The sequence below is a fragment of the Halomonas sp. CH40 genome (assembly GCA_041875495.1).
Lineage (GTDB): Bacteria > Pseudomonadota > Gammaproteobacteria > Pseudomonadales > Halomonadaceae > Vreelandella.
The window spans coordinates 3028102-3052604 of sequence record CP112982.1 but is presented as its reverse complement, the minus strand read 5'-3'; the positions used below and the strand labels follow the sequence as shown (position 1 = coordinate 3052604).

Here is a 24503-nt window from a genome sequence, read left to right as displayed (position 1 = left end):
CCTTTGCCTGTCGCTCTACAAACACTTATGCGGTTTGTCATCGAGGCGCAACCGTCCGAGAAAACTGATCACCAAGGTGCTGCCGGTTTTAGCGCCATCAGGGCAGATATGAAAACGCCCGTTATAGCCTTTGCTGAACCCCAGAGGGTTAAACTTCACTGCTTTGCGCTGCTTTTCTCGGGTATAACTGATCGCGATGGAAGGTAAGGCAGGTACAATTCGTACGATATCCTCTTGCTGAACAGCATGATACCTATCGCCAATCATCACCAGTAAATCGCCGTGCCAATCGTTCAGGCAGGTGTCGCGTGCCTGATTAGTAGCGCAGACGCTAACATAGGTCTGTTCGTTGATGGCCAGTTGGCGAGCATAAGCTAGGGTACTGTGCAGGTGATTAACCGCCGCAGTTCGCGCATTACGTTCACCAAAAGCCATGAAGCTTGGCAGGCTTAACAGTGTCAGCAAGCTGAACAGGGCGGCCACAACCAACATTTCCAGCAGCGTGAAACCTCGTGAAATGGGCTGCATATTGCGACCCTCGGCAAATAGCGCATGCACCTTTGCAATGCTTTATTTCACATTAGAAGGCAGGCGTCATTACGCTATCAGCCGATGTCGGCATTTTTTGTAAGATATCTCTTAAGTAAGTGAATTTCCATTAAATGAGCAGCGCTTCCAGGTGTCAGTGCTTGTCATCTTCTGATGAGTCCTTGGGTGGCGTTGATGCGTTCAGGTCGCGTTGCTCTTGCAGAAAGCGGTCGCGGTGAGCGCTGGAGCAAAACCAATGCTGCTGGTCGCGTAGTGCTTCATCTTCCGGCACGTGTACATCGCACCATTTACAGCGCACCATCTGGCCACCATCTTGACGTTCAGGCTTATGTTCCAGCGCTTCCCGGTCAAGCTTCCACTGTCGGTACATACCGTAAAGTTTTAGGCCGGCAAAAAACAGTACGGCGAAAATAATCAAGCGAATGATCAAGAGATTCATCCTATGTGGCTCCTCAATGTTAGCGCTACCTTTGCCACAAGGTGGTGCTTGCGTGACAATAGGCAATATAAGCGCCCCTGTGATTTAACGATTCTCAAGAGATTTAAACGCCCATGCAAGACTTAACGCTGGTCATGGCCCAACTTGACCCCCTGGTAGGCGATATTCCCGGTAATGCGGCGCGTGCAATTGAAGCCGTGCGCGAGGCGCGTATAGAACATGGCGCTGATATCGTGGTCTTCCCCGAGCTGTTTTTGTCCGGCTATCCACCGGAGGATCTGCTACTGCGACCTTCAATGGAAACGCGTCTGCGCGAGGCACGGGCAGTGATGGCCGAAAAAGTGTCTCGCGATGTTCTGGTGATTATTGGTTACCCCGGCGTACGTGAAGGGGTTTGCTACAATCTGGCAGGCATTCTGTATAACGGTCAGTGGGAAGCTGAATATGCCAAGCAGGCACTGCCCAACTATCAGGTCTTTGATGAGCAGCGTTATTTTGCCCCGGGCCAGCAAGCCTTGGTCTACGAGCACAAGGGGGCTAGGCTTGGGCTTCTGATCTGTGAGGACTTATGGGAAGGCACGCCGGTCAAAGCGGCCTGTGCGGCGGGTGCTGAGGTGCTGATCACCCTGAATGCTTCTCCTTACCATCAGGACAAACCTGGCGAACGGCTGCGCTTGTTGGAGCAGCGTGCAGCCGAGGCGCAACGGCCGATTGTTTACGTTAACACCATTGGTGGCCAGGATGAGCTGGTGTTTGACGGCGGCTCTGGCTGTGTTGATGCCAGTGGTCAGCTCAAGGTGCTGGCACCTTATTGGCAGGCTGGCCTGATGCCCGTGCAGTTTCTTCAGCAAAGCGCCGATCAATGGGTGCCGCAACCCGGCGAGATAGAAGAAGACTCAACAGCAGAAGAAAGCCTTTACTGTGCGCTGGTGACCGGGGTGCGTGACTATGTCAACAAGAGCGGTTTCAAGGGCGTGGTGATCGGGCTATCGGGCGGCATTGACTCTGCCCTGACGCTGGCTATTGCCGTGGATGCCCTTGGCCCGCAGCGGGTTCAGGCGGTCATGATGCCTTATCACTACACGGCGGACATCTCCCGCCAGGATGCCGCCGAACAGGCCGAGTTATTGGGTGTGCATTATGAGGTCATGCCGATCGAGCCCATGGTGGAAGCCTTTATGAGCACCCTGGCCGAAAGCTTTGAGGGCACTGAGCGGGATACCACCGAGGAAAACCTGCAATCGCGCTGCCGGGGCGTGCTGCTGATGGCGATTTCCAACAAGAAAGGCCTGATGGTCCTGACCACCGGCAACAAGAGTGAAATGGCCGTGGGTTACGCCACTCTCTACGGCGACATGGTGGGGGGGTATAACGCGCTCAAGGATGTCTATAAAACCTGGGTCTACCGCCTGGCACGCTGGCGCAACAGCGAATCTTTGGCCGTGCCAGAACGGGTGATCGAACGCCCACCCAGCGCTGAGTTGGCGCCAGATCAGCAGGACAGCGACTCCCTGCCGGATTACGACACCCTGGATGCCATTCTGATGCGCTATATCGAAGGCGATATGAGTGCCGAAGCGATCATCGCCGCCGGCTTCGAGCGAGACGATGTCTACAAGGTGGTCAAACTGGTGGACCGCTGCGAGTACAAGCGCCGTCAGGCACCGGTTGGCGTCAGGGTAACCCCAAGAGGCTTTGGGCGCGACCGTCGCTACCCCATCGTCAACGGCTGGCAGCCGGGCGAATAAACCTTACAGATAGCGAAAAACATACAGATAGCGAAAACCAAAAAAGCGCCCTACAGGGCGCTTTTTATTTGATGGCTGGATGTCACTGCTTCTGACATCAACCGGGGTGATCACCAACGGGTGACATCACAGATGCTTGGGTGAGAAGCGGCTGTCGTCAAGCTGGGTATGATCCGGGTTATTGGCGCGCAAAACGTCGAGCACTTCCTTGGCGCGGTCGTCCATGCCCAGGCCCATGTAGCCTTCAATCATGGCGGCGAGGGCGTCTTCAGAGGCATTGGAGGCCGGGTAGTTTTCAACCACCCAGCGGCCACGTTCAACGGCGGCCACATAGGCACCACGGCGCAGATAATAGTCAGCTACATGCAGTTCGTGGCGGGCAAGCAGTTCGCGAAGATAGACGATTCGCTGCTGGGCATCGGCGGCGTATTCGCTATTAGGGAAACGTTGGATCAGTTCGCGGAAATCGTTGTAGGCATCCCGGGTGGCGCCCACATCGCGCTTGGAAATATCAATCAGCCGCAGGCGCTCCAGGCTGAAACGTCCGGCCTGCCAGGCAGACAGCCCGCGAATGTAATAGGCGTAATCCACTTCAGGGTGATCCGGGTGCAGGCGGATAAAGCGACTGGCGGCCGCGCGGGCTTCTTCCCAGTTGCCATTTTCGTAATAGGCGTAGATCAACTCGATCTGGGCCTGTTCGGCGTGGGCGCCAAACGGGAAGCGGGTATCCAGCGCTTCCAGGCGCTCAATCGCGGTAGGCAGTATATTGCGATCCAGTGCATCCCGGGCGCTTTCGTACAGCTCACGTTCCGCGAGCGCATCGTATTTACCTTCTTCTGCAGTGTCGTTGCTGGCACAGCCTGCCAGGAAGGCAAGACTAAGAGCGAGCGCTGCGAATCGGGTAGCGGCAGAAAAAACGCGCATGGTTATCCTCGTGACAATCAGGCCGTTGACACTAAAAAGCGCTAGCGGCCATGGTAGAATAGATTTTCGTTGCCCCACTATAAATCACCTTGGCAGAAAACGCAGGCGTAAAGCGCAATGCGCAGCAGGTGACAAGAAAGGAACCGTTATGTCCCGCACTGTTGAAGCCTCCTTGCAGGTGCCAGCCTCGCTTGCTGGCAGCCGTTTAGACCAAGCGGCCGCTGAGCTGTTCAGTGATTATTCGCGCGAGCGCTTGAAAGCATGGATCAATGCGGGAGAATTAACCGTTGATGGCCATAAGGTAAAGCCTAAAACCCGTCTGCATGGTGAAGAAGTGTTAAGCCTGAGTGCCGTGCTTGAGGAAGAAGGGCGCTTTGAGGCGCAGGATATTCCGCTTGAAATTGTCTTTGAAGATGAAGACGTCATGGTGCTTAACAAGCCTGCCGGTATGGTCGTGCATCCAGCGGCGGGCAATCCGGATGGCACCTTGTTGAATGCGCTGCTGCATCATGAGCCGACGCTTGGCCAGGTGCCGCGCGCCGGGATTGTTCACCGTCTGGATAAAGATACCACCGGCCTGATGATGGTGGCCAAGAACCTGCCGGCCCAGGCTAATCTTGTTCAGCAACTGCAGGCGCGAACGGTGTCGCGCCAATATGATGCGGTGGTGATTGGCACGCCGGTTTCCGGCGCCACCGTGGATGCCCCCATTGGTCGGCACCCCAAGGATCGCAAGCGCCAGGCGGTGACTGCCTCCGGCAAGCCAGCGGTAACCCATTACCGTGTGGTAGAGCGTTTCCGTGCGCATACCCATGTGCGCTGCCAGCTGGAAACCGGGCGCACCCATCAGATTCGTGTGCATATGGCCCATGCTCGCTACCCTTTGATCGGTGATCCGCTTTATGGCGGTCGCCCCAAGCTACCCCCTGGTGCTGCCGACGCGCTGAAAGACATTTTGCGCGAATTTCCCCGCCAGGCGCTGCATGCGCGCAAGCTGAGCTTTATCCACCCGAGCACGGGTGACACCATGAGCTTTCGCGCAGCGCTGCCGGATGATTTACTGATGCTGCTGGACTACCTGCGTGAAGATCACGCCACGATGCGTTAAGGAGCCTGCATGAGTGATGCCATTGACCTGCGCCCATCCCTGATCACTCCGGACTGGCCGGCGCCTGCCAACGTGGGCGCCTTTGTGACCACCCGTGAGGCGGGGCCAAGTCAGGGCGAGTTTGCGGCGTTCAACCCTGCCGACCACGTGGGAGACAACCCGGATCATGTGGCGCTTTGCCATCGTCTGCTTCAAAAGGAAGTTGGTGACGAGCGCCCCTTGCTGTGGCTGAATCAAACCCACGGAGCACGGGTTCAGCAGGCGTTTCAGGCGCCACCGCCGGAAGCAGATGCGGCACTTGCGACCACGCAGGAGTATGCCTGTGTGGTGCTCACCGCTGACTGCCTGCCGGTGATGTTCTGTGACCGTGCGGGCACCCGGGTTGCCATCGCCCATGCCGGATGGCGAGGGCTGGCCGGTGGCGTGTTGGAGGCGACAGTGGCGGCGATGAATACGCCTGCTGAAGAGCTTCTTGTCTGGCTGGGGCCAGCGATTTCCACGGCCCAGTTCGAAGTGGGGCCTGAAGTCTACGATGCCTTTGTGGCCGTTCAACCCGAAGCAGAAGAGGCCTTTGATCACAGCCCCTACCGTATGGGCCACCGCATGGCGGATCTTTACAAGCTGGCGCGGTTGCGATTGGAGGCGCTCGGGGTGAGTAACTTTAGTGGCGGGCACTTCTGTACGGCCTGTGAATCACGCTTTTACTCCCACCGTCGCGATGAAGGGCGCACCGGTCGCATGGCCAGTGTCATCTGGCTGCGTTAACAAATATTGTCATGGCGACTTGAAAACACCCCTACCAAGCACCATTTCCTCTCTCAAGTCAAGATAAAAGGGTCAAGCGATGCGTCCTAAGGCATCGCCATCCCGGGAGGAATGTAATGCGATTCGATAAATTTACTGCAAAGTTACAAAATGCCATTGCTGATGCACAGTCATTGGCGGTAGGGCGTGGGCATAATCAGCTGGAGCCTGTGCATCTGTTGTTCACCATGTTGGACAATCGTGACACCGGCCTGAAGGCGCTAGTACAGAAAGCCGGTGGCGATGCTGCCCGCCTGCGCGACGGCCTTACTCACCAGCTTGATGATCTGCCCAAGGTCAGCCAGTTTGATGGCGAGGTTCAACCGTCGCGTGAGCTGCTCAAGCTGTTTAACCTCACCGACCGTGAAGCCCAGCAGCGGGGCGATCAGTTTATTGCCTCTGAACTGGTGCTGCTGGCGGCACTGGAAATGAATCAGGCGCTGACCAAACTGCTGAAAGATGCCGGGCTGGCGCGTAAAAGCCTGACTACCGCCATCGACCAGCTCCGCGGCGGTGATTCGGTTGACGACCCTAACGCTGAAGACCAGCGCGAAGCCCTGAACAAGTACACGCTGGATCTGACCCAGCATGCGCTGGACGGCAAGCTCGACCCTGTGATCGGCCGCGATGATGAAATTCGTCGCACCGTGCAGGTGTTGCAGCGGCGCACCAAGAATAACCCTGTGCTGATTGGTGAGCCGGGCGTGGGCAAGACGGCGATTGTCGAAGGGCTCGCTCAGCGGATTGTTAACGGCGAGGTGCCGGAAGGTCTTAAAGACAAGCGCGTGCTCTCGCTGGATATGGGCTCACTGCTGGCCGGTGCCAAGTTCCGCGGGGAATTTGAGGAGCGGCTGAAGGCGGTGCTCAAGGAGCTTTCCCAGGAAGAAGGGCGCGTCATCCTGTTTATTGATGAGCTGCATACCATGGTGGGTGCCGGTAAGGCCGAAGGTGCCATGGATGCGGGTAACATGCTCAAACCAGCTCTTGCGCGGGGCGAGCTGCACTGTGTGGGTGCAACGACGCTGGATGAGTATCGTAAATACATTGAAAAAGACGCTGCCCTGGAACGCCGCTTCCAGAAGGTGATGGTTGACGAGCCCAGCGAAGAAGATACCGTGGCGATTCTGCGTGGCCTGAAAGAACGTTACGAAGTGCACCACGGCGTCGATATCACCGATTCGGCGATCATTGCCGCTGCCAAGCTGTCGACGCGTTATATCACCGACCGCCAACTGCCGGATAAGGCCATCGACCTGATTGATGAAGCGGCTTCGCGGATTCGTATGGAGCTGGATTCCAAGCCGGAAGAAATGGACCGCCTTGACCGTCGTCTGATTCAGCTCAAGATGGAGCGTGAGGCGCTCAAGAAAGAAACCGACGATGCCTCGAAAAAGCGCCTTGAAGCGCTGGATCAGCACATCCACGAGCTGGAGCGTGAATACGCCGATCTGGATGAAATCTGGAAGGCGGAAAAAGCCAGTATTCAGGGCGCTGCCCAATTCAAGGCCGAGCTTGAGCAGGCACGTATTGACCTTGAGCAGGCGCGCCGTCAGGGCGATCTGGGTCGGATGTCGGAAATCCAGTACGGCAAGATTCCGGAACTGGAGAAAAAGATTGCCGAAAGCAATGAAGGTGAAGCGGCGGATACCGCCAGTCATCAGCTGCTGCGTTCCAACGTCACCGAGGAAGAAATTGCCGAAGTGGTCTCGCGCTGGACAGGCATTCCGGTCAACAAGATGCTGGAAGGCGAACGCGATAAACTGCTGCGTATGGAAGAAGCATTGCATGAGCGCGTCATCGGCCAGGATGAAGCCGTAGAGGCCGTAGCCAACGCGGTGCGCCGTTCCCGGGCGGGGCTGTCTGACCCGAACCGGCCCAACGGTTCCTTCCTGTTCCTCGGCCCAACCGGTGTGGGTAAGACAGAGCTTTGCAAATCCTTGGCCAACTTCCTGTTTGACACCGAAGAGGCCATGGTACGTATCGATATGTCCGAGTTTATGGAAAAGCACTCCGTGGCTCGCCTGATTGGTGCCCCGCCGGGCTATGTAGGCTATGAGGAAGGCGGTTACCTGACGGAAGCCGTGCGCCGCAAGCCCTATTCGGTATTGCTGCTGGATGAGGTCGAGAAAGCCCACCCGGATGTGTTCAACATCCTGTTGCAGGTGCTGGAAGATGGTCGTCTGACCGATGGCCAGGGGCGGACAGTGGATTTCCGCAATACCGTGATCGTCATGACGTCCAATATGGGCTCGGACATCATTCAGCGCATGGGTGGTGATGTGACGGCTGACAAGGACAGTGACTACGAAGCAATGAAAAACGCGGTGATGGAAGTGGTCGGCAACCATTTCCGCCCGGAGTTGATCAACCGCATTGACGAAGTGGTGGTCTTCCATGCCTTGGGTCAGTCGCAGATTCAGGCAATTGCCGGGATCCAGCTTGAACGTCTGCAGGCGCGTCTGGCCGAGCACGATTTGCGTCTGGAACTCAGCGATGAAGCGCTGGCACAGCTTGCCGTGGTTGGCTTTGACCCAGTGTTTGGGGCGCGGCCGCTCAAACGGGCGATCCAGAGCCGGATTGAGAACCCGCTGGCGCAATCATTGCTGGCTGGCAAGTTTGCCCCGGGCAGTGTGATTCGCGTCACGGCTGAAGAGGGAGCGCTGGTGTTTAACGCCGAGTAAACGGTGCTTTGCACAGGGCGTTACCCTGAACGTAAATAACGCTAACCCCGCCCGGCGATTGCCCAGCGGGGTTTTTGTTGGGAGCGTGATTGTGAAACAGTTATAACAAAGGGGTTCTTTTGTCGCAGAGTCAGCAAAGAGTCAGGTTAATAGGTTGACAGCTTGGATGCGCTGATAGAATCTTGTGGGTTCCTGATTTGCGGACGCGGAATCAACGGGTAACCCCCAATCCCCGCGTGAAGGGTAGGCTTTAGCCTTTACCCGCCGAAGGACTTCCGGGTTTGAGCTAACCGCTCAACCTGGCCAATGCCCCGACGCAGCGACCTGCTGCGATGAGAGTGCAGACCCTAACCGGGTCTTATTGCCAGGGTTTGGCATCAGGTGCCGGCGTAACCGGCAGCGGCATACCGCCGCACTCGACACGGCAGGCATGGGCCTGTTGATGGCACTCGAGACCTCCAGGGGAGATACACAGTGGAATTGCTTTCCGGCGCAGACATGATCGCCCGCTTCTTGCAGGATGAGGGCGTTGAATATATCTATGGGTATCCCGGAGGGGCAGCGCTGCATATCTATGATGCGCTGTTCCGTCAGGATAAAGTCAAACACATTCTGGTACGTCATGAGCAGGCGGCAACCCATGCCGCTGATGGCTATGCGCGTGCGGCAGGAAAACCCGGCGTAGTGCTGGTGACCTCAGGCCCTGGTGCCACCAATGCCGTGACCGGTATTGCCACCGCCTACATGGATTCGATTCCTATGGTAGTGCTGTGTGGCCAGGTCATGAGCCACCTGATAGGTGATGACGCTTTCCAGGAAACCGATATCATCGGCGTTACGCGCCCGATCGTGAAGCATAGCTTCTCGATCCGGCACCCTTCGGAAATTCCCGAAGTACTGAAAAAGGCCTTCCATCTGGCCGCCACGGGCCGTCCAGGGCCGGTTGTTGTCGATATCCCCAAGGATATGACCGCTCCCACCGAGCGCTATGAGTACGTCTACCCGAAAAAGGTCAAGATGCGCTCTTATAACCCGGTGACTCGTGGCCATACCGGCCAGATCAAGAAAGCCGTCGACATGATACTCAAGGCCAAGCGCCCGGTATTCTACACGGGCGGCGGCGTGGTCACGGGCAAGGCCAGCGAAGGTTTGACCAATCTGGTCAAGCAGTTGGGCTACCCGATTACCACTACGCTGATGGGGATTGGTGCCTATCCACAGGGTGACGATCAGTGCCTGGGCTGGCTGGGAATGCATGGTTCCTATGAATCCAACATGGCCATGCACCACGCTGACCTGATCATTGCCATCGGCGCACGCTTTGATGACCGTGTGACTAATAATACGTCCAAGTTCTGCCCAACGGCCAAGATCATTCATGTGGATGTGGACCCCAGTTCGGTGTCCAAGACCATTCGCGCTGATGTGCCTATCGTTGGCCCGGCATCAAGCGTGATCAATGAGATGATCAGCCTGGTGCAGGGTAAGGAAATTACTAATCCGGAAGCGGTCAGTGCCTGGTGGCAGCAGATCAACGGCTGGCGCGCCGAGCGTGAAGGCAAGCTTTATGAGCCCTCCAAATCGGGCGAAGTGCTCAAACCGCAGGAAGTGGTTGAAGCGCTGTGCCGGGTGACCCGCGGTGAAGCCTTTGTGACCACGGACGTCGGCCAGCACCAGATGTTTGCTGCCCAGTATTACAAGTTCGAGAAGCCTAACCGTCTGATTACCTCAGGTGGCCTGGGTACCATGGGCTTCGGTTTTCCAGCGGCCATGGGCATCAAGCAGAACTATCCGGACGATGACGTGGTATGTGTGACCGGGGAAGGCAGTTTCCAGATGATGATGCAGGAACTGTCGACCTGTAAGCAGTACGGCATCGGGGTGAAAATTGTTAACCTCAACAACGCATCTCTGGGCATGGTGCGCCAGTGGCAGGATCTGAACTACAAGTCCCGTCACGCCAATTCCTACATGGAATCGCTGCCTGACTTCCACCTGCTGATTGAGGCCTATGGCTTTACTGCCATAACCGTCAACACCCTTGATGAGCTGGATGCGGCACTGGAACGTACCTTTGCCGACAAGCACGAACTGGTGTTCCTGGATGTCAAGGTCGACCCCCATGAGCACGTCTATCCGATGCAGGTTCCGCTGGGTTCCATGCGTGACATGTTGCTGTCTAAAACGGAGCGTACCTAATGCGTCATATCATCTCGATTCTGATGGAGAACGAACCGGGTGCTCTATCGCGTGTGGTCGGTCTGTTTTCTCAGCGTAACTTCAACATTGAAACGCTTAACGTTGCCCCGACGGAAGATCCCTCGCTATCGCGCCTGACGGTAACCACAATTGGTGATGACAGGGTGATTGAGCAGATCACCAAGCACCTTAACAAGCTGATTGATGTGGTGAAGCTGGTTGACCTGACGGAAGGGAACCACATCGAGCGCGAGCTGATGCTGGTCAAGGTCAAGGCCATCGGTGCCGCTCGCGATGAGGTCAAGCGCACGGCAGATATCTTCCGCGCCCAGGTGGTGGATGTCACCCCTAACCTCTACACCGTTCAGATTACCGGTGATGCCGTCAAGCTGGATGCCTTTCTGCAGGCTATGGCGCCGATCGGTATTCTGGAAGTGGCGCGTACCGGGGTTTCCGGGATTGCCCGTGGTGACAAGGTGCTGTCGCTCTAGGCACTCGTTATGGATAGGTGAGGCTGGCTAAGCCAAGCCCCAAGTACTAAAAACGCCCGCCCGTTTTGAACGGTGCGGGCGTTTTTTATCGCTTGAGTGTCGATAGGGGAAAACGCTTCAGTGGGGCGGATTCTGGCTGGCGTTGAGCATTTCCCGTGCATGAGCCAGGGTTTGCTCAGACAGGTTAACGCCCCCCAGCATGCGCGCCAGCTCGCTGACGCGGCCGCTTTCGTCCAGCAGGGCCATATTGGTCAGGGTAGTATTGCGTTTGGCGCGCTTTTCAATATGCAGATGCTGGTGTGCCTGGGCCGCTACTTGAGGCAAGTGGGTCACGGTCATCACCTGGCCGTTCTTACCCAGTTTGCGCAATAGCTGGCCGACAATTTCTGCGGTAGCGCCGGAAACGCCCACATCCACCTCATCAAATATCAGGCTGGGAATAGTCGAATGGCTGGCCGCCACCACCTGAATCGCCAGGCTGACCCGAGAAAGCTCACCTCCTGAGGCCACCTTGGCCAAGGGGCGCGCCGGTTGACCAGGGTTGGCGCTGATCAGAAACTGCACCCGATCCAGCCCTTCAGGTGCGGGCGTTTCCCGCGCCTGCAGTGCCACTTCAAAGTGGGCCTTGCCCATGGCCAGAAAAGCGAGCTGCTGTTGAACTTCCTTGCCCAGCTTCAGTGCGGCTTTCTGGCGCGCCTCGCTAAGCGCTCTGGCCTGCTGGCGATAGCGCTCGCGCAGCTCATTGGCTTTTTCACTCAGGGCATCCAGGTCATTGTCACTGGTATCCAGCTGGTTGAGGGACGCTACCAGCTGCTGGTGAAACGCATACAGCTCTTCCGGGGTGATGTGGTGCTTGCGCGCCAGGCGGTGAATATCACCCAGGCGATCCTCCACATAAGAAAGCCGAGCAGGGTCAAGCTCGGTGTGGCCGGCCAGGCGTGAAAGCTCGCTGGTGGCCTCTTCGATCTGGATCTGTGCTTCGCCAAGCAGGTTGAGTGTATTGGCCAGCGCGCCCTTATCGCTACCCGGCAGTGCACTTAAACGCTGGTGAGCCTGATGTAACAGGTTAAGAGCACCACCTTCGTCACTGGCGCAGCACTCGGTGGCAAATTCGGTCTCGCGCAGGATCTCATCGGCATTGGCCAGCTGTAGCTGTTCTTCCTCCAGCTCGGGAAGTTCGTCTTCTTCCAGGCCTAGCTGGTCGAGTTCTTCCACCTGATAGCGCAGCAGCTGGCGCTTGGCCTCAATCTCACTGCCCGCTTCACTCAACTCCTTCAGCCGCCGCCGAGTGCGCTGCCAGGCACGGAAAGTCTCGGTCAAGGCGCTGACATCAGCGTTGAGGCCTGCGTAATCATCCAGCAGTGCCAAATGGGTTTCTTCCCGCAATAGCGCCTGATGGGCATGTTGGCCGTGAATCTGGATCAGATGCTCACCCAGCGATTTAAGATCGGCAATGGTGGCCGGTTGGCCGTTAATCCATGCCTTGGAGCGACCGTTGGCGGTAATCACACGGCGCAGCAAGCATTCATCGACGTTCAGCTCGCGCTCGGCAAGCCAAGCCTGGGCGGCAGGCAGATGATGGATATCAAAGCGCGCGGAAAGATCAGCGCGTTCGCGGCCATGGCGAACACTGCCCGCGTCTGCCCGTTCACCAAGGCACAGCCCCAGGGCACCGAGCAGAATCGATTTGCCCGCACCGGTTTCCCCGGTAATGGCAGTCATTCCACCGCAAAGTTCCAGTTCAAGGTGGTCGACGATGGCGAAGTCCTGTATCGCTAGCTGGGTCAGCATGCTTTCCTCCCGGCGCTTGGGCAGATCAACGATGACGAATGACTGGATAGGCATCCAATTATTGTTGTTATATACAGTAGCTGATGATGCACTTCAATGCCATCTCTTCACATTTTCCTCTTGAGATGAACGCTATGGCCCCCATATACCCTGCAAACCATTAGTCATTTCATATTTTAAGACCCAGTTTCGTTTCAAGAACAAGCTTTGCAGGAGTATCCCATGGCCAAAGAACCACAAACCCCACTCGATGATGAACTGGCTCGCCACGAGCAAGAGTCCGAAACCCCGGAGCAGGAAGCCGAAGAGCGCCTGGCCGAGGGTGAGCTTGAAAGCCTGATTGACGATGAAGGTGACACCATCGATACAGCCGACGATAACCCGGAAGCCCAGGTGCTGGCCGCTCAGGTGGAAGAACTTGAGCAGAGCCTGGCCGAGGCCAAGGATCAAGCCCTGCGCGCGGCTGCGGAAGCACAGAACGTACGTCGGCGTGCCGAGCAGGAAGCCGAGAAAGCACGCAAGTTTGCGCTGGAAAAATTTATCAAGGAACTGCTGCCCGTGGTGGATAGCCTTGAGAAAGCGCTTGAAAACATGCAGGAAGAAGCCTCAGAGGTACACCGTGAAGGTGTTTCCATGACGCTGAAAATGCAGCTGGATGTATTGAACAAGTTTGGCGTTGAAGTGATTGAACCCCACGGCGAACCCTTTGATCCGCAGGTGCATGAAGCCATGACCATGGTACCTAACCCTGATCTGGAGCCGAATACCGTAATGGACGTGATGCAGAAAGGGTATCTCCTTAATGGCCGTCTGGTGCGCCCGGCAATGGTGGTGGTAAGCCAAAAAGCGGGATAACCAAGCGAAAGGGCCCTTGAAATGCTGTCAGTGGCCCCCAAATAGAAGAGCAACCACGCGGTATGGCTAATATTTAGCAGCCGCTATTACTCAGACGACATTTTTGTCATCCGTTTCCAAATACGAATTCGAGGTTTCTACTATGGGACGCATTATTGGTATTGACCTGGGCACCACCAACTCTTGTGTGGCAGTGCTCGACGGCGATAGCGCCAAGGTCATCGAAAACGCAGAAGGCGGCCGCACTACGCCGTCCATCATCGCCTACACTGACGACGGCGAAACGCTGGTCGGTCAGGCCGCCAAGCGCCAGGCGGTGACCAACCCGGAAAACACCCTGTACGCCATCAAGCGTCTGATCGGCCGTCGTTTCAAGGACGATGTCGTTCAGAAAGACATCAAGATGGTGCCTTACAAGATTACAGAAGCCGATAACGGCGATGCCTGGGTTGACGTAAAAGGCAAAAAGATGGCACCCCCGCAGGTCAGCGCGGAAGTGCTCAAGAAAATGAAGAAAACCGCCGAAGATTATCTCGGTGAAACAGTGACCGAAGCGGTCATTACCGTACCGGCCTACTTCAATGACAGCCAGCGTCAGGCCACCAAGGACGCCGGACGCATTGCCGGTCTTGAAGTCAAGCGCATCATCAACGAGCCGACGGCTGCTGCTCTGGCCTATGGCATGGACAAGTCACGCGGTGACAAGACCATCGCGGTCTATGACCTGGGTGGCGGTACCTTCGATATCTCAATTATCGAAGTCGCTGACGTTGACGGCGAAACCCAGTTTGAAGTGTTGGCGACCAACGGTGACACCTTCCTGGGCGGTGAAGATTTCGATCTGGCGCTGATCAACTATCTGGTTGACCAGTTCAAAGCTGACAGCGGTATGGACCTTTCCGGCGACAACCTGGCCATGCAGCGCCTGAAAGAAGCCGCCGAGAAAGCCAAGATCGAGCTTTCAAGCGCTCAGCAGACCGATGTCAATCTGCCGTACATCACTGCAGATAACACCGGACCCAAGCACCTGAACGTCAAGGTGACTCGCGCCAAGCTGGAATCGCTGGTGGAAGACTTGGTTCAGCGTTCGCTGGAGCCCTGCAAGGTGGCCCTGAAAGACGCTGGCCTGTCTGCGGGTGATGTGGATGAAGTGATTCTGGTCGGTGGCCAGACGCGTATGCCGCAGGTTCAACAGAAAGTGGCTGACTTCTTCGGTAAGGACGCTCGCAAGGACGTCAACCCGGATGAAGCCGTGGCCGTCGGTGCGGCGATTCAAGGTGGTGTTCTGGGCGGTGACGTTAAAGACGTACTGCTGCTCGACGTTACCCCGCTGACCCTGGGTATCGAAACCATGGGCGGTGTGATGACACCGCTGATTGAGAAAAATACCACCATCCCGACCAAGAAGACGCAAACGTTCTCCACGGCGGATGATAACCAGACAGCGGTCACCATTCACGCGGTACAGGGTGAGCGCAAGCAAGTGTCGCAGAATAAATCGCTAGGCCGTTTTGACCTCGCTGATATTCCGCCGGCACCGCGCGGTGTTCCGCAGATTGAAGTCGCCTTCGACCTGGATGCCAACGGTATCCTGAACGTATCGGCGAAAGATAAGGCCACTGGTAAAGAGCAGTCGATTGTCATCAAGGCCTCTAGCGGTCTGACCGATGATGAAATCGAACAGATGGTACGTGATGCGGAAGCTCATGCGGACGAAGATAAAAAGTTCGAAGAGCTGGTGCAGCTGCGCAATCAGGCAGATGGCATGATTCATGCCACACGCAAGACGCTGACAGAAGCGGGCGACAAGGCGACTGATGACGAGAAGCAGGCCATCGAGACCGCCATTACTGAGCTTGAAGAAGCCATTAAGGGTGACGATCAGGACGATATCCAGAAGAAACTGGACACACTGACGGAAGCCTCCGGTCAGCTGGCGCAGAAGATGTACGCCGAGCAGGCTGAAGCCGCGCAGCAGGCAGAGGGTGATGGCGCCGAAAACGCCAAGCCGGAAGAAGACGTCGTTGACGCTGAATACGAAGAAGTCAACGACGATAAGAAAAAGCAGTAAACACCCTCTTTCTGTCCAGGAAAGTGGTGACGCGGGAGGCAACTCCCGCGTTGCTGTTTCCGGTCATGACGTTTGAATGAATGCGTAGCTAATCAGAATGTATAGCTAACCAGGAGGCGTAGGACCCATGTCCAAGCGCGATTATTACGAAGTCCTGGGGGTCGATAAAGGGGCCGATCAGAAAGAGATCAAAAAGGCCTACCGCCGCCTGGCCCAGAAATATCACCCCGATCGAAACCCTGACGATAACACGTCGGCTGAGAAATTCCGTGAAGTCTCAGAAGCCTACGAAGTGCTTACCGATAGCGAGAAGCGCGCGGCCTATGACCAGTTTGGCCACGCCGGCGTGGATGGCCAAGGTGGCGGCTTTGGCGGCGGCGGTGGCTTTGGCGGCGGTGGTGCTGGTGATTTCAGCGACATCTTCGGCGATGTGTTTGGCGATATTTTCGGCGGAGGTGGCGGTGGCCGTCGGCGCGGCCCCAATGCTCCAGCGCGCGGCTCCGATTTGCGCTACAATCTGGAGCTTGACCTGGAAAGCGCTGTAGCCGGTACTACAGTCGATATCCGGGTGCCACGGCATATCAACTGCGACCGCTGCGACGGTGGCGGTGCCGAGCCCGGCTCTAGCAAGGAAACCTGCCCTACCTGCCATGGCCATGGCCAGGTGCGTATGCAGCAGGGCTTTTTCGCGGTTCAGCAGACATGCCCGACCTGTCACGGCAGTGGCCAGCACATTAAAGTGCCTTGCCACAAATGTAACGGTGAAGGCCGTGTGCGCGAGACCCGTACTCTGTCAGTGAAGATTCCGGCAGGTGTGGATACTGGTGACCGCATACGTCTGAACGGTGAAGGCGAAGCCGGTATTAACGGCGGCCCGCCGGGTGATCTGTATGTCCAGGCATCGATCAAACCGCACCACATTTTCCAGCGTGATGGCAAACACCTGCAATGTGATGTACCCATCAACTTTGTGGATGCAGCACTGGGTGGCGAGCTGGAAGTGCCGACTCTGGATGGCCGCGTCAAGCTGAAGATTCCACCGGAAACCCAGACCGGCAAACTCTTCCGCCTGCGTGGCAAAGGCGTCAAGCCAGTCCGCGGTGGTGCCCCCGGTGACCTGCTGTGCAAGGTGGTACTGGAAACCCCGGTCAACCTCAACGACGAGCAGAAAGACTTGCTACGCCAGTTGCAGGAAAGCTTTGATGGCAGCAACAGCCACAGCCACTCGCCCAAGAAAACCGGCTTCTTCGACAGCGTCAAGAAGTTCTTTGAAGATATGAAGCCGTAAGGTTTCAGGCGGATGTTATAAACCCCCGGTGACTCGCGTCATCGGGGGTTTTGCTTTCTGGTATACTGTTTTCTATTTCATCCTTAAGGACACAACAGGAGTTTCCATGACCCGAATTGCCATTGTTGGCGTGGCTGGCCGTATGGGCCGCACACTCGTAAATGCCGTGGAGCTGGACCCAGAGGCGACCTTGGCAGGCGGCGTGGTGGAGCCGGGAAGCTCGCTGGCCGGGGCTGATATCGGTGAGTTGGCTGGCGTGGGTAAGAAAGGGGTTGCTGCCGTGGATTCTCTGGCGGCATTGGCGGATGACGTCGAGGTGCTGATCGACTTCACCGCACCTGAGGTCACCCTGGCAAACCTGGCGTACTGTGCCGAGCACGGTAAGCGGATGGTGATTGGTACCACCGGCATGAGTGATGAGCAGATTGCCGAGCTGGATAGCTACCGTGAGCGTGTGCCAATGGTGTTTGCGCCTAATATGAGCGTGGGGGTCAACCTGACGCTGAAGCTTCTGGAAACCGCCGCCAAGGCGCTGGGCGATGAGGGCTATGATATTGAAGTCATTGAGGCCCACCACCGCCATAAGGTGGATGCCCCTTCTGGCACGGCGCTAAAGATGGGAGAAGTAGTGGCAGCCAGCCTTGGTCGAACTCTGAACGAGGACGGTGTGTTTGAACGGGTCGGGCAGTGCGGGCCGCGTAGCGATAAGGAGATTGGTTTTGCAACCATTCGCGCGGGCGATATCGTCGGTGAGCACACCGTGATGTTTGCCACTGAAGGCGAGCGGATTGAAATTACCCACAAAGCCTCTAGCCGGATGACCTTTGCCAAAGGTGCCGTGCGCGCTGCCCGCTGGGTCGCTGCCCAGCCTAACGGCCGCTATGATATGCAGGATGTGTTAGGGCTGGCTGTTGATGCTTGAGCGCCTTTAAAGTTTCTGCGGTGATAAGGGCTAGTCGAAGGTCGATAAATCCTGTAGTATTCACAAAATTTTGCCCGGGTGGCTACCCAAGTACCCTAGAATACAGCGCTTGTTGCGCTGGCCACATTTAGCGATGCCAGCAGCATGCAGCACCATAGCGAAGAACAACAAGCGGGATGAGACCGGTTTTTTAATCGGCTTCGTCCCGCTTTTTTACGACCCGATGGTTGCCCAGCCACCATTATTATCAGATTGCCGAGCCTGCGCCTTGCGGCGCCTACCAGCATGGGAGGACTTGTCTTGAATAACCCCGCATTGAGCAAACCCGCAATATTGGCCCTGGAAGATGGAAGCATATTCCACGGAACGGCGATCGGAGCCGAAGGACAAACCAGCGGTGAGGTGGTGTTCAATACGGCCATGACCGGCTACCAGGAAATCCTTACCGACCCCTCCTATACCCGCCAGATCGTTACCCTGACCTACCCCCATATCGGCAACACCGGCATTAACGCCGAAGACGTTGAGTCTGGCGCCATTGCGGCGGCGGGGCTGGTGATTCGTGATTTGCCGCTGTTGGCCAGCAGCTTCCGCTCCGAGCAGACCCTGTCTGATTATCTGGTCAGCCAGAACGTATTGGGCATTGCCGATATTGATACTCGCCGATTAACCCGCATCCTGCGCGATAAAGGCGCTCAGAACGGCGCGATTCTGGCAGGCGCAGACGCAGAGGGTGACGATGCGGTAGAACGGGCGCTAGCCGCTGCCAAGGCGTTTCCTGGGCTAAAGGGGATGGATCTGGCCAAGGTGGTGTCCTGCCAGTCGCCCTATGAATGGAGCGAAGGTGAGTGGACCCTGGGTGAGGGTTACGCCGACACCACGCAAAGCGAACGCCCCTTCCATGTGGTCGCCTACGACTACGGCGTTAAGCGCAACATCCTGCGCATGCTGGCTTCCCGTGGCTGCCGCTTGACCATAGTGCCCGCGCAGACGCCGGCTGCTGAGGTACTGGCCATGCAGCCGGACGGTATCTTCCTGGCCAATGGCCCGGGTGACCCCGAGCCCTGTGATTACGCCATCAAGGCCATTCAAGAGGTGCTGGAAACCGAGATACCGGTCTTTGGAATTTGTCTGGGCCACCAGCTGCTGGCATTGGCGTCTGACGCCAAAACTATCAAGATGAGCCACGGCCATCATGGTGCCAACCACCCGGTTCAGGATCTGGATAGTGGAAAAGTGATGATTACCAGCCAGAATCATGGGTTTGCCGCCGATGAAGCCAGCCTGCCTGCCAACCTGCGCGCCACCCATCGTTCACTGTTTGATGGCACTCTGCAGGGCATTGAGCGTACCGACCGGCCAGCTTTCAGCTTCCAGGGTCACCCTGAAGCCAGCCCCGGCCCGCGCGATGTGGCGCCGCTGTTTGACCGCTTTGTTGCCATGATGCAGGCGCGTCGCTAACCGGCCAGCACACTTATTCAGGGTCAGGAAGCATCTGATTCATCGTCATCATTTTTGCGGGAACCGATATGCCTAAGCGTACCGACATTAACACCATCTTGATTATTGGCGCTGGCCCGATTGTCATCGGCCAGGCCTGTGAATTTGACTACTCCGGCGCCCAGGCGTGTAAAGCGCTGCGCGAAGAGGGCTACCGCGTCGTGCTGGTGAACTCCAACCCGGCGACAATCATGACCGACCCGGCCATGGCCGATGCAACCTACATTGAGCCGATTACCTGGCAGGCGGTCGAGAAGATTATCGAAGCCGAAAAGCCGGACGCTATCCTGCCGACCATGGGCGGGCAGACGGCGTTGAACTGCGCGCTTGACCTGGAAAAACACGGCGTGCTGGAAAAATATGGCGTTGAGATGATTGGCGCCAACGCTGATGCCATCAACATGGCAGAAGACCGCGATCTGTTTGATCAGGCGATGAAGCGTATCGGCCTGGAATGCCCGAAGGCAAAAGTCGCGCATACCATGAGTGAGGCCTGGGAAATTCAGGCGGAGCTGGGCTTTCCGACTATTATTCGTCCTTCCTACACCATGGGCGGCTCCGGCGGTGGTGTGGCGTACAACAAAGAAGAATTCGAGGAAATCTGTACCCGCGGTTTCGAACTTTCCAACAACCACGAGCTGTTGATTGATGAATCGCTGTTGGGGTGGAAAGAGTACGAAATGGAAGTGGTGCGGGACAGGAACGATAACTGCATCATCGTCTGTGCGATTGAAAACTTTGACCCCATGGGTGTCCACACCGGTGACTCGATTACCGTTGCTCCCGCGCAGACGCTGACCGATAAAGAATACCAGATCATGCGTGACGCCAGCCTGGCGGTGTTGCGTGAGATTGGAGTAGAAACCGGCGGTTCCAACGTCCAGTTCGGTATGGACCCGAAAACCGGCCGTCTGGTGGTGATCGAGATGAACCCGCGTGTCTCGCGTTCATCGGCACTGGCTTCCAAGGCCACCGGCTTCCCGATTGCCAAGATCGCCGCCAAGCTGGCGGTCGGCTACACCCTGGATGAGTTGCAGAACGATATTACCGGTGGCCGCACGCCGGCATCGTTTGAGCCGTCGATTGATTACGTCGTCACCAAGATTCCGCGCTTTACCTTCGAAAAATTCCCCCAGGCCAATGACCGCCTGACGACCCAGATGAAGTCAGTGGGTGAGGTGATGGCTATCGGCCGCACCTTCCAGGAATCGCTCCAGAAAGCCCTGCGCGGCCTGGAAACCGGTAACGATGGCCTGGATCCGATCATTACCGATTTTACGCCGGATAACATGGCGATCATTCAGGGCGAGCTACAGGCCGCCGGTGCTGAGCGTATTTTCTACATCGCTGACGCCATGCGCGCAGGTATGAGTGTCGATGAGGTGTTTGCACTGACCAATATCGACCCCTGGTTCCTGGTGCAGATGGAAGATCTGGTGCTGACGGAAAGTGCTGTTGCCAAACGCTCCCTGTCCGATTTTTCCGCCCGTGAGCTGTATCAGCTCAAGCGCAAGGGCTTTGGCGATGCGCGGCTGGCCAGGTTGCTTGGGGTGTCGGAAAAAGAGTTCCGTAAAAACCGCCAGGCGGCGGGCATTCGTCCGGTTTACAAGCGTGTTGACACCTGTGCGGCTGAGTTTGCCTCGGATACGGCCTATATGTACTCCACCTATGAAGAGGAGTGCGAAGCGGAAGTGTCAGACCGTCAGAAGATCATGGTGCTGGGCGGTGGCCCCAACCGTATCGGCCAGGGTATCGAGTTTGACTACTGCTGTGTGCATGCTGCCTTTGCCATGCGCGATGACGGCTATGAAACCATCATGGTCAACTGCAACCCGGAAACCGTGTCGACCGACTATGACACCTCTGATCGTCTCTACTTCGAGCCGGTCACTCTGGAAGACGTGCTGGAAATTGCCGATAAAGAAAAGCCGGTCGGCGTGATTGTTCAGTTTGGCGGCCAGACGCCGCTGAAGCTGGCTCGTGAGCTGGAGGCGGCAGGTGTGCCGATTATTGGCACAACACCGGATGCCATCGACCGCGCCGAAGACCGTGAGCGCTTCCAGGTGATGATCGACAAGCTCGGCCTCAAGCAGCCACCCAACGCTACAGCGCGCAGCTTTGAAGATGCCTTTGCCAAGGCCGAGAAAATCGGCTACCCGCTGGTAGTGCGCCCCAGCTATGTGCTGGGCGGCCGCGCTATGGAGATCGTCTATGACGCCTCCGAGCTTGAGAATTACATGACCAATGCGGTCAAGGTATCCAACGACTCGCCTGTCCTGCTCGACCATTTCCTGAGTGCTGCCGTCGAGGTGGATATTGATGCGGTGTCTGACGGCAAGCAGGTCGTCATCGGCGGTATCATGCAGCACGTTGAGCAGGCGGGTGTACACTCCGGTGATTCCGCCTGTTCGCTGCCGCCTTACTCGCTGCCTGCTGATGTGCAGGATGAAATGCGTGATCAGGTCAAGCGCATGGCCGTGGAGCTGGGCGTCAAGGGGCTGATGAATGTCCAGCTGGCCTGGCAGGATGGCGAGATCTATGTCATTGAGGTCAACCCCCGTGCCTCGCGTACCGTGCCCTTTGTTTCCAAATGCATCGGCACCTCGCTGGCGCAGATTGCCGCCCGCTGCATGGCCGGTACAACCCTGGCAGAACAGGGTTTTGAGAAAGAAATCATTCCGCACTTCTATAGCGTCAAGGAAGCGGTCTTCCCGTTCAACAAGTTCCAGGGCGTTGACCCGATTCTATCCCCCGAAATGAAGTCAACCGGTGAGGTGATGGGCTCTGGCGATACCTTTGCCGAAGCCTTTTTCAAGGCGCAACTGGGCGCCGGTGAAGCCATTCCTGCTCTTGAGGGCGAGCGTAAGGCGTTCCTTTCCGTGCGCGAACCGGACAAGGAGGGGATTATCGAAGTGGCTCGTTCTCTGCTAACATTAGGTTTCACATTATGTGCAACGCGGGGAACGGCAGCCGCCCTAGAGGCCGTCGGACTTTCCGTTACGCATGTCAACAAGGTCTATGAAGGCCGGCCGCATATCGTCGATCTGCTCAAGAACGACGAAATCGCCTACATCGTTAATACTACCGAAGGTCGCCAAGCGATTAACGACTCTTCGGTCATTCGCCGTACTGCGCTATCACGCAAGGTGCCCTATGCCACCACCTTGGCGGGCGCTAATGCTGTGTGTATGGCGCTTGAATACGGTCGGGAGATTACGGTGCGGCGCCTTCAGGAATTGCACGCAGGAGCAAGTCAATGAATAAGGTCCCGATGACGGTTGCGGGAGAACAAAGCCTTCGTGAAGAACTCAATCACCTGAAGGGCGAAGCTCGTCCTAAAGTGATTGCCGCTATCGCGGAAGCGCGTGAGCACGGCGACCTTAAGGAAAACGCCGAATATCATGCGGCACGTGAGCAGCAGGGATTTATCGAAGGGCGTATCCAGGAAATCGAGAGCAAGCTCTCCAGCGCTCAGGTCATTGATGTGACCAAGTTGCCGCAAACCGGCAAGGTGATTTTTGGCGTCACGGTTGAGTTACTCAACCTGGATACTGACGAGCAGGTGACCTACCGCATCGTGGGTGAAGATGAAGCGGATATTAAATCCGGGCGAATTTCGGTGACCTCACCCATCGCCCGTGCCCTGATTGGTAAGGAAGAGGGTGATGTTGTCGTGGTCAAGACGCCCGGCGGCGACGTTGAATATGAAATTGAAGGCGTTGAGTACCTTTGATTGAGCCATGAAAAATGCCCCGCTGCCAATTCAGGCAGTGGGGCATGTTTTTATAGATGGCTTATTAGCGGCAAGATTTAGCTGTTGCCGTCAAGTGCCTAAAAACGTCCGTGGTGATTTTCGAAACGGCTGATATTGGAAAGCTTGGGGTTGGCCTGCGGATTGCGGCGATAGAGCAGGGCCATCTTGCCTATGGTCTGAACCAGCTCAGCCTTGGCATTGCCGGGTAGTTCCGCCAGCAGACTTTCAAGTATGGCGGCGCGATCCTCACGTTCAGGAATGGCCAGCTTTACCTTGATCAGTTCATGGTCGCGCAATGCGCGGTCGAGTTCCGCCAGCAAATTCTCTGAAACGCCGTTTTCAGAAACGGTCACCACCGGGTTGAGGTGATGGCCAATGCTGCGGAATGCTTTCTTTTGTGCCTGTGACAAGCTCATGGTATCGTGTGGTATCCCAGTTTGCGCTTAACGTTCCATCTTACGGTGAAATGCCGCAAGGTGAAAGCACCTATCCTGACTTCCACCATCAGATTTCCTATGCAGCAAAAGCCTAAAGACCGTAAACAGCAGTCAAGCAAGACCAGCGCAAGCTGGATGAAAGAGCATTTTGACGACCCTTACGTCAAGCAGAGCTGGCAGGATGGATACCGCTCCCGTGCCAGCTATAAACTGTTGGCAATGGATGACAAGGACAAGCTGTTCCGCCCGGGGATGACGATAATTGACCTGGGCGCGGCTCCCGGTGGCTGGAGCCAGGTAGCGGCTGAGCGCGTTGGCGACAAGGGTGTCGTGATTGCCTCGGATATTCTGGAAATGGATGCGCTGGCAGGCGTTGACTTCATTCAGGGCGACTTTACCGAAGAGCAGGTGCTTAACGCGATTCTTGATCGCCTGCAGAATCGCCCTGTTGACCTTGTGATGTCGGATATGGCCCCCAATATGAGTGGTATGGCGGCGATTGATCAGCCTCAGGCAATGTATCTTGTCGAACTGGCACTGGAGTTGGCGCGTGATACCCTGTCCCCAGGTGGGCGCTTTCTGGCCAAGGTGTTCCAGGGAGAAGGTTTTGATGACTACCTTAAGGCACTACGTAATGATTTTCAGCGCGTGGTCACCCGTAAGCCAGACGCCTCTCGGGCGCGCTCCCGGGAAGTTTATCTGCTGGCTGAAGGTTTCAAAAAGTAATACTCTGCATGATGGGTAAAAAGAGAGTAATGATTGATAGCGGCAGGCTATCAGCTTGATTGATAGAAACCTTGTCGCACTCCGTGTCTAAGTTGTGTCAAAGTATGTCTTGCATAATGACGGGTTTTGATCAAGTTTGATGCATATGGCCCAAAGCGACATCTGCTTTGGCAATGGTTGAACGCTTGCTGCTGGTGTATTGTCTCAGTAACGAGT

The 24503-nt window shown here is 56.5% G+C and carries 19 protein-coding genes; 14 read left to right on the top strand and 5 right to left on the bottom strand.

Annotation, left to right across the window (positions count from 1 at the left end; translation table 11 throughout):
• Window positions 1-15: 15 nt before the first annotated feature.
• Both OR573_13990 and OR573_13985 read right to left on the bottom strand, forming a co-directional pair.
• Entirely contained in the window at window positions 16-528 is a 513-nt protein-coding gene (locus OR573_13990) for a GspH/FimT family protein (GenBank protein ID XGA79586.1), read from the bottom strand.
• A gap of 154 nt (window positions 529-682) precedes the next feature.
• Window positions 683-988, bottom strand: coding sequence for a PP0621 family protein (locus tag OR573_13985; GenBank protein ID XGA79585.1), 306 nt, complete (start codon window positions 986-988; stop codon window positions 683-685).
• Window positions 989-1101: 113 nt separating this feature from the next.
• On the opposite strand from OR573_13985, the gene OR573_13980 reads away from it, so the two are divergent.
• The gene (locus OR573_13980; protein XGA79584.1) at window positions 1102-2736 is read left to right on the top strand and encodes an NAD+ synthase; all 1635 of its coding nucleotides are present in this window, start codon (window positions 1102-1104) and stop codon (window positions 2734-2736) included.
• A gap of 126 nt (window positions 2737-2862) precedes the next feature.
• On the opposite strand, the gene OR573_13975 is transcribed toward OR573_13980, so the two are convergent.
• On the bottom strand, window positions 2863-3660 hold the full coding sequence (locus OR573_13975; GenBank protein XGA79583.1) for an outer membrane protein assembly factor BamD: 798 nt from the start codon (window positions 3658-3660) through the stop codon (window positions 2863-2865).
• A gap of 148 nt (window positions 3661-3808) precedes the next feature.
• Here OR573_13975 and rluD point away from each other — a divergent pair, with 148 nt between their 5' ends.
• From rluD to ilvN, 5 genes are all read left to right on the top strand, one after another.
• On the top strand, window positions 3809-4768 hold the full coding sequence (rluD, locus tag OR573_13970; protein XGA79582.1) for a 23S rRNA pseudouridine(1911/1915/1917) synthase RluD: 960 nt from the start codon (window positions 3809-3811) through the stop codon (window positions 4766-4768).
• A gap of 9 nt (window positions 4769-4777) precedes the next feature.
• Window positions 4778-5533, top strand: coding sequence for a peptidoglycan editing factor PgeF (pgeF, locus tag OR573_13965; protein ID XGA79581.1), 756 nt, complete (start codon window positions 4778-4780; stop codon window positions 5531-5533).
• 116 nt (window positions 5534-5649) lie between these two features.
• The gene (clpB, locus tag OR573_13960; protein XGA79580.1) at window positions 5650-8253 is read left to right on the top strand and encodes an ATP-dependent chaperone ClpB; all 2604 of its coding nucleotides are present in this window, start codon (window positions 5650-5652) and stop codon (window positions 8251-8253) included.
• A gap of 474 nt (window positions 8254-8727) precedes the next feature.
• Window positions 8728-10452 (top strand): acetolactate synthase 3 large subunit, encoded by a 1725-nt coding sequence (locus OR573_13955; GenBank protein XGA79579.1) that lies wholly within the window; start codon window positions 8728-8730, stop codon window positions 10450-10452.
• Window positions 10452-10943: an acetolactate synthase small subunit gene (gene ilvN / locus OR573_13950; protein ID XGA79578.1), complete on the top strand. Its 492-nt coding sequence runs from the start codon at window positions 10452-10454 to the stop codon at window positions 10941-10943. Before OR573_13955 ends, ilvN begins: the two co-directional genes overlap by 1 nt.
• Window positions 10944-11060: 117 nt before the next feature.
• On the opposite strand, the gene recN is transcribed toward ilvN, so the two are convergent.
• Window positions 11061-12734 (bottom strand): DNA repair protein RecN, encoded by a 1674-nt coding sequence (recN, locus tag OR573_13945; GenBank protein ID XGA79577.1) that lies wholly within the window; start codon window positions 12732-12734, stop codon window positions 11061-11063.
• A 222-nt stretch (window positions 12735-12956) separates the two neighbouring features.
• Between recN and grpE the strand changes: the two genes are divergently transcribed.
• From grpE to greA, 7 genes are all read left to right on the top strand, one after another.
• Complete coding sequence (grpE, locus tag OR573_13940; GenBank protein XGA79576.1) at window positions 12957-13589, top strand: nucleotide exchange factor GrpE; 633 nt, start codon at window positions 12957-12959, stop codon at window positions 13587-13589.
• A gap of 142 nt (window positions 13590-13731) precedes the next feature.
• Window positions 13732-15660 (top strand): molecular chaperone DnaK, encoded by a 1929-nt coding sequence (dnaK, locus tag OR573_13935; protein ID XGA79575.1) that lies wholly within the window; start codon window positions 13732-13734, stop codon window positions 15658-15660.
• Window positions 15661-15787: 127 nt separating this feature from the next.
• Window positions 15788-16948, top strand: coding sequence for a molecular chaperone DnaJ (dnaJ, locus tag OR573_13930; protein ID XGA79574.1), 1161 nt, complete (start codon window positions 15788-15790; stop codon window positions 16946-16948).
• A gap of 106 nt (window positions 16949-17054) precedes the next feature.
• Window positions 17055-17870 (top strand): 4-hydroxy-tetrahydrodipicolinate reductase, encoded by an 816-nt coding sequence (gene dapB, locus OR573_13925; protein XGA79573.1) that lies wholly within the window; start codon window positions 17055-17057, stop codon window positions 17868-17870.
• Between the two features lie 315 nt (window positions 17871-18185).
• Window positions 18186-19331, top strand: a complete 1146-nt coding sequence (gene carA / locus OR573_13920; GenBank protein ID XGA81756.1) for a glutamine-hydrolyzing carbamoyl-phosphate synthase small subunit — start codon at window positions 18186-18188, stop codon at window positions 19329-19331.
• A 68-nt stretch (window positions 19332-19399) separates the two neighbouring features.
• Entirely contained in the window at window positions 19400-22630 is a 3231-nt protein-coding gene (gene carB, locus OR573_13915) for a carbamoyl-phosphate synthase large subunit (GenBank protein XGA79572.1), read from the top strand.
• Window positions 22627-23103, top strand: coding sequence for a transcription elongation factor GreA (greA, locus tag OR573_13910; protein XGA79571.1), 477 nt, complete (start codon window positions 22627-22629; stop codon window positions 23101-23103). Before carB ends, greA begins: the two co-directional genes overlap by 4 nt.
• Window positions 23104-23201: 98 nt before the next feature.
• Here greA and yhbY read toward each other — a convergent pair whose 3' ends face one another.
• Entirely contained in the window at window positions 23202-23540 is a 339-nt protein-coding gene (gene yhbY / locus OR573_13905; protein ID XGA79570.1) for a ribosome assembly RNA-binding protein YhbY, read from the bottom strand.
• A 99-nt stretch (window positions 23541-23639) separates the two neighbouring features.
• On the opposite strand from yhbY, the gene rlmE reads away from it, so the two are divergent.
• The gene (rlmE, locus tag OR573_13900; protein XGA79569.1) at window positions 23640-24287 is read left to right on the top strand and encodes a 23S rRNA (uridine(2552)-2'-O)-methyltransferase RlmE; all 648 of its coding nucleotides are present in this window, start codon (window positions 23640-23642) and stop codon (window positions 24285-24287) included.
• Window positions 24288-24503: the final 216 nt, after the last annotated feature.

Coding starts and splice junctions, on each gene's coding strand:
- OR573_13990 (XGA79586.1), bottom strand. CDS start 528: ATGCAGCCCATTTCACGAGGTTTCACGCTGCTGGAAATGTTGGTTGTG.
- OR573_13985 (XGA79585.1), bottom strand. CDS start 988: ATGAATCTCTTGATCATTCGCTTGATTATTTTCGCCGTACTGTTTTTT.
- OR573_13980 (XGA79584.1), top strand. CDS start 1,102: ATGCAAGACTTAACGCTGGTCATGGCCCAACTTGACCCCCTGGTAGGC.
- OR573_13975 (XGA79583.1), bottom strand. CDS start 3,660: ATGCGCGTTTTTTCTGCCGCTACCCGATTCGCAGCGCTCGCTCTTAGT.
- rluD (XGA79582.1), top strand. CDS start 3,809: ATGTCCCGCACTGTTGAAGCCTCCTTGCAGGTGCCAGCCTCGCTTGCT.
- pgeF (XGA79581.1), top strand. CDS start 4,778: ATGAGTGATGCCATTGACCTGCGCCCATCCCTGATCACTCCGGACTGG.
- clpB (XGA79580.1), top strand. CDS start 5,650: ATGCGATTCGATAAATTTACTGCAAAGTTACAAAATGCCATTGCTGAT.
- ilvN (XGA79578.1), top strand. CDS start 10,452: ATGCGTCATATCATCTCGATTCTGATGGAGAACGAACCGGGTGCTCTA.
- recN (XGA79577.1), bottom strand. CDS start 12,734: ATGCTGACCCAGCTAGCGATACAGGACTTCGCCATCGTCGACCACCTT.
- grpE (XGA79576.1), top strand. CDS start 12,957: ATGGCCAAAGAACCACAAACCCCACTCGATGATGAACTGGCTCGCCAC.
- dnaK (XGA79575.1), top strand. CDS start 13,732: ATGGGACGCATTATTGGTATTGACCTGGGCACCACCAACTCTTGTGTG.
- dnaJ (XGA79574.1), top strand. CDS start 15,788: ATGTCCAAGCGCGATTATTACGAAGTCCTGGGGGTCGATAAAGGGGCC.
- dapB (XGA79573.1), top strand. CDS start 17,055: ATGACCCGAATTGCCATTGTTGGCGTGGCTGGCCGTATGGGCCGCACA.
- carB (XGA79572.1), top strand. CDS start 19,400: ATGCCTAAGCGTACCGACATTAACACCATCTTGATTATTGGCGCTGGC.
- greA (XGA79571.1), top strand. CDS start 22,627: ATGAATAAGGTCCCGATGACGGTTGCGGGAGAACAAAGCCTTCGTGAA.
- yhbY (XGA79570.1), bottom strand. CDS start 23,540: ATGAGCTTGTCACAGGCACAAAAGAAAGCATTCCGCAGCATTGGCCAT.
- rlmE (XGA79569.1), top strand. CDS start 23,640: ATGCAGCAAAAGCCTAAAGACCGTAAACAGCAGTCAAGCAAGACCAGC.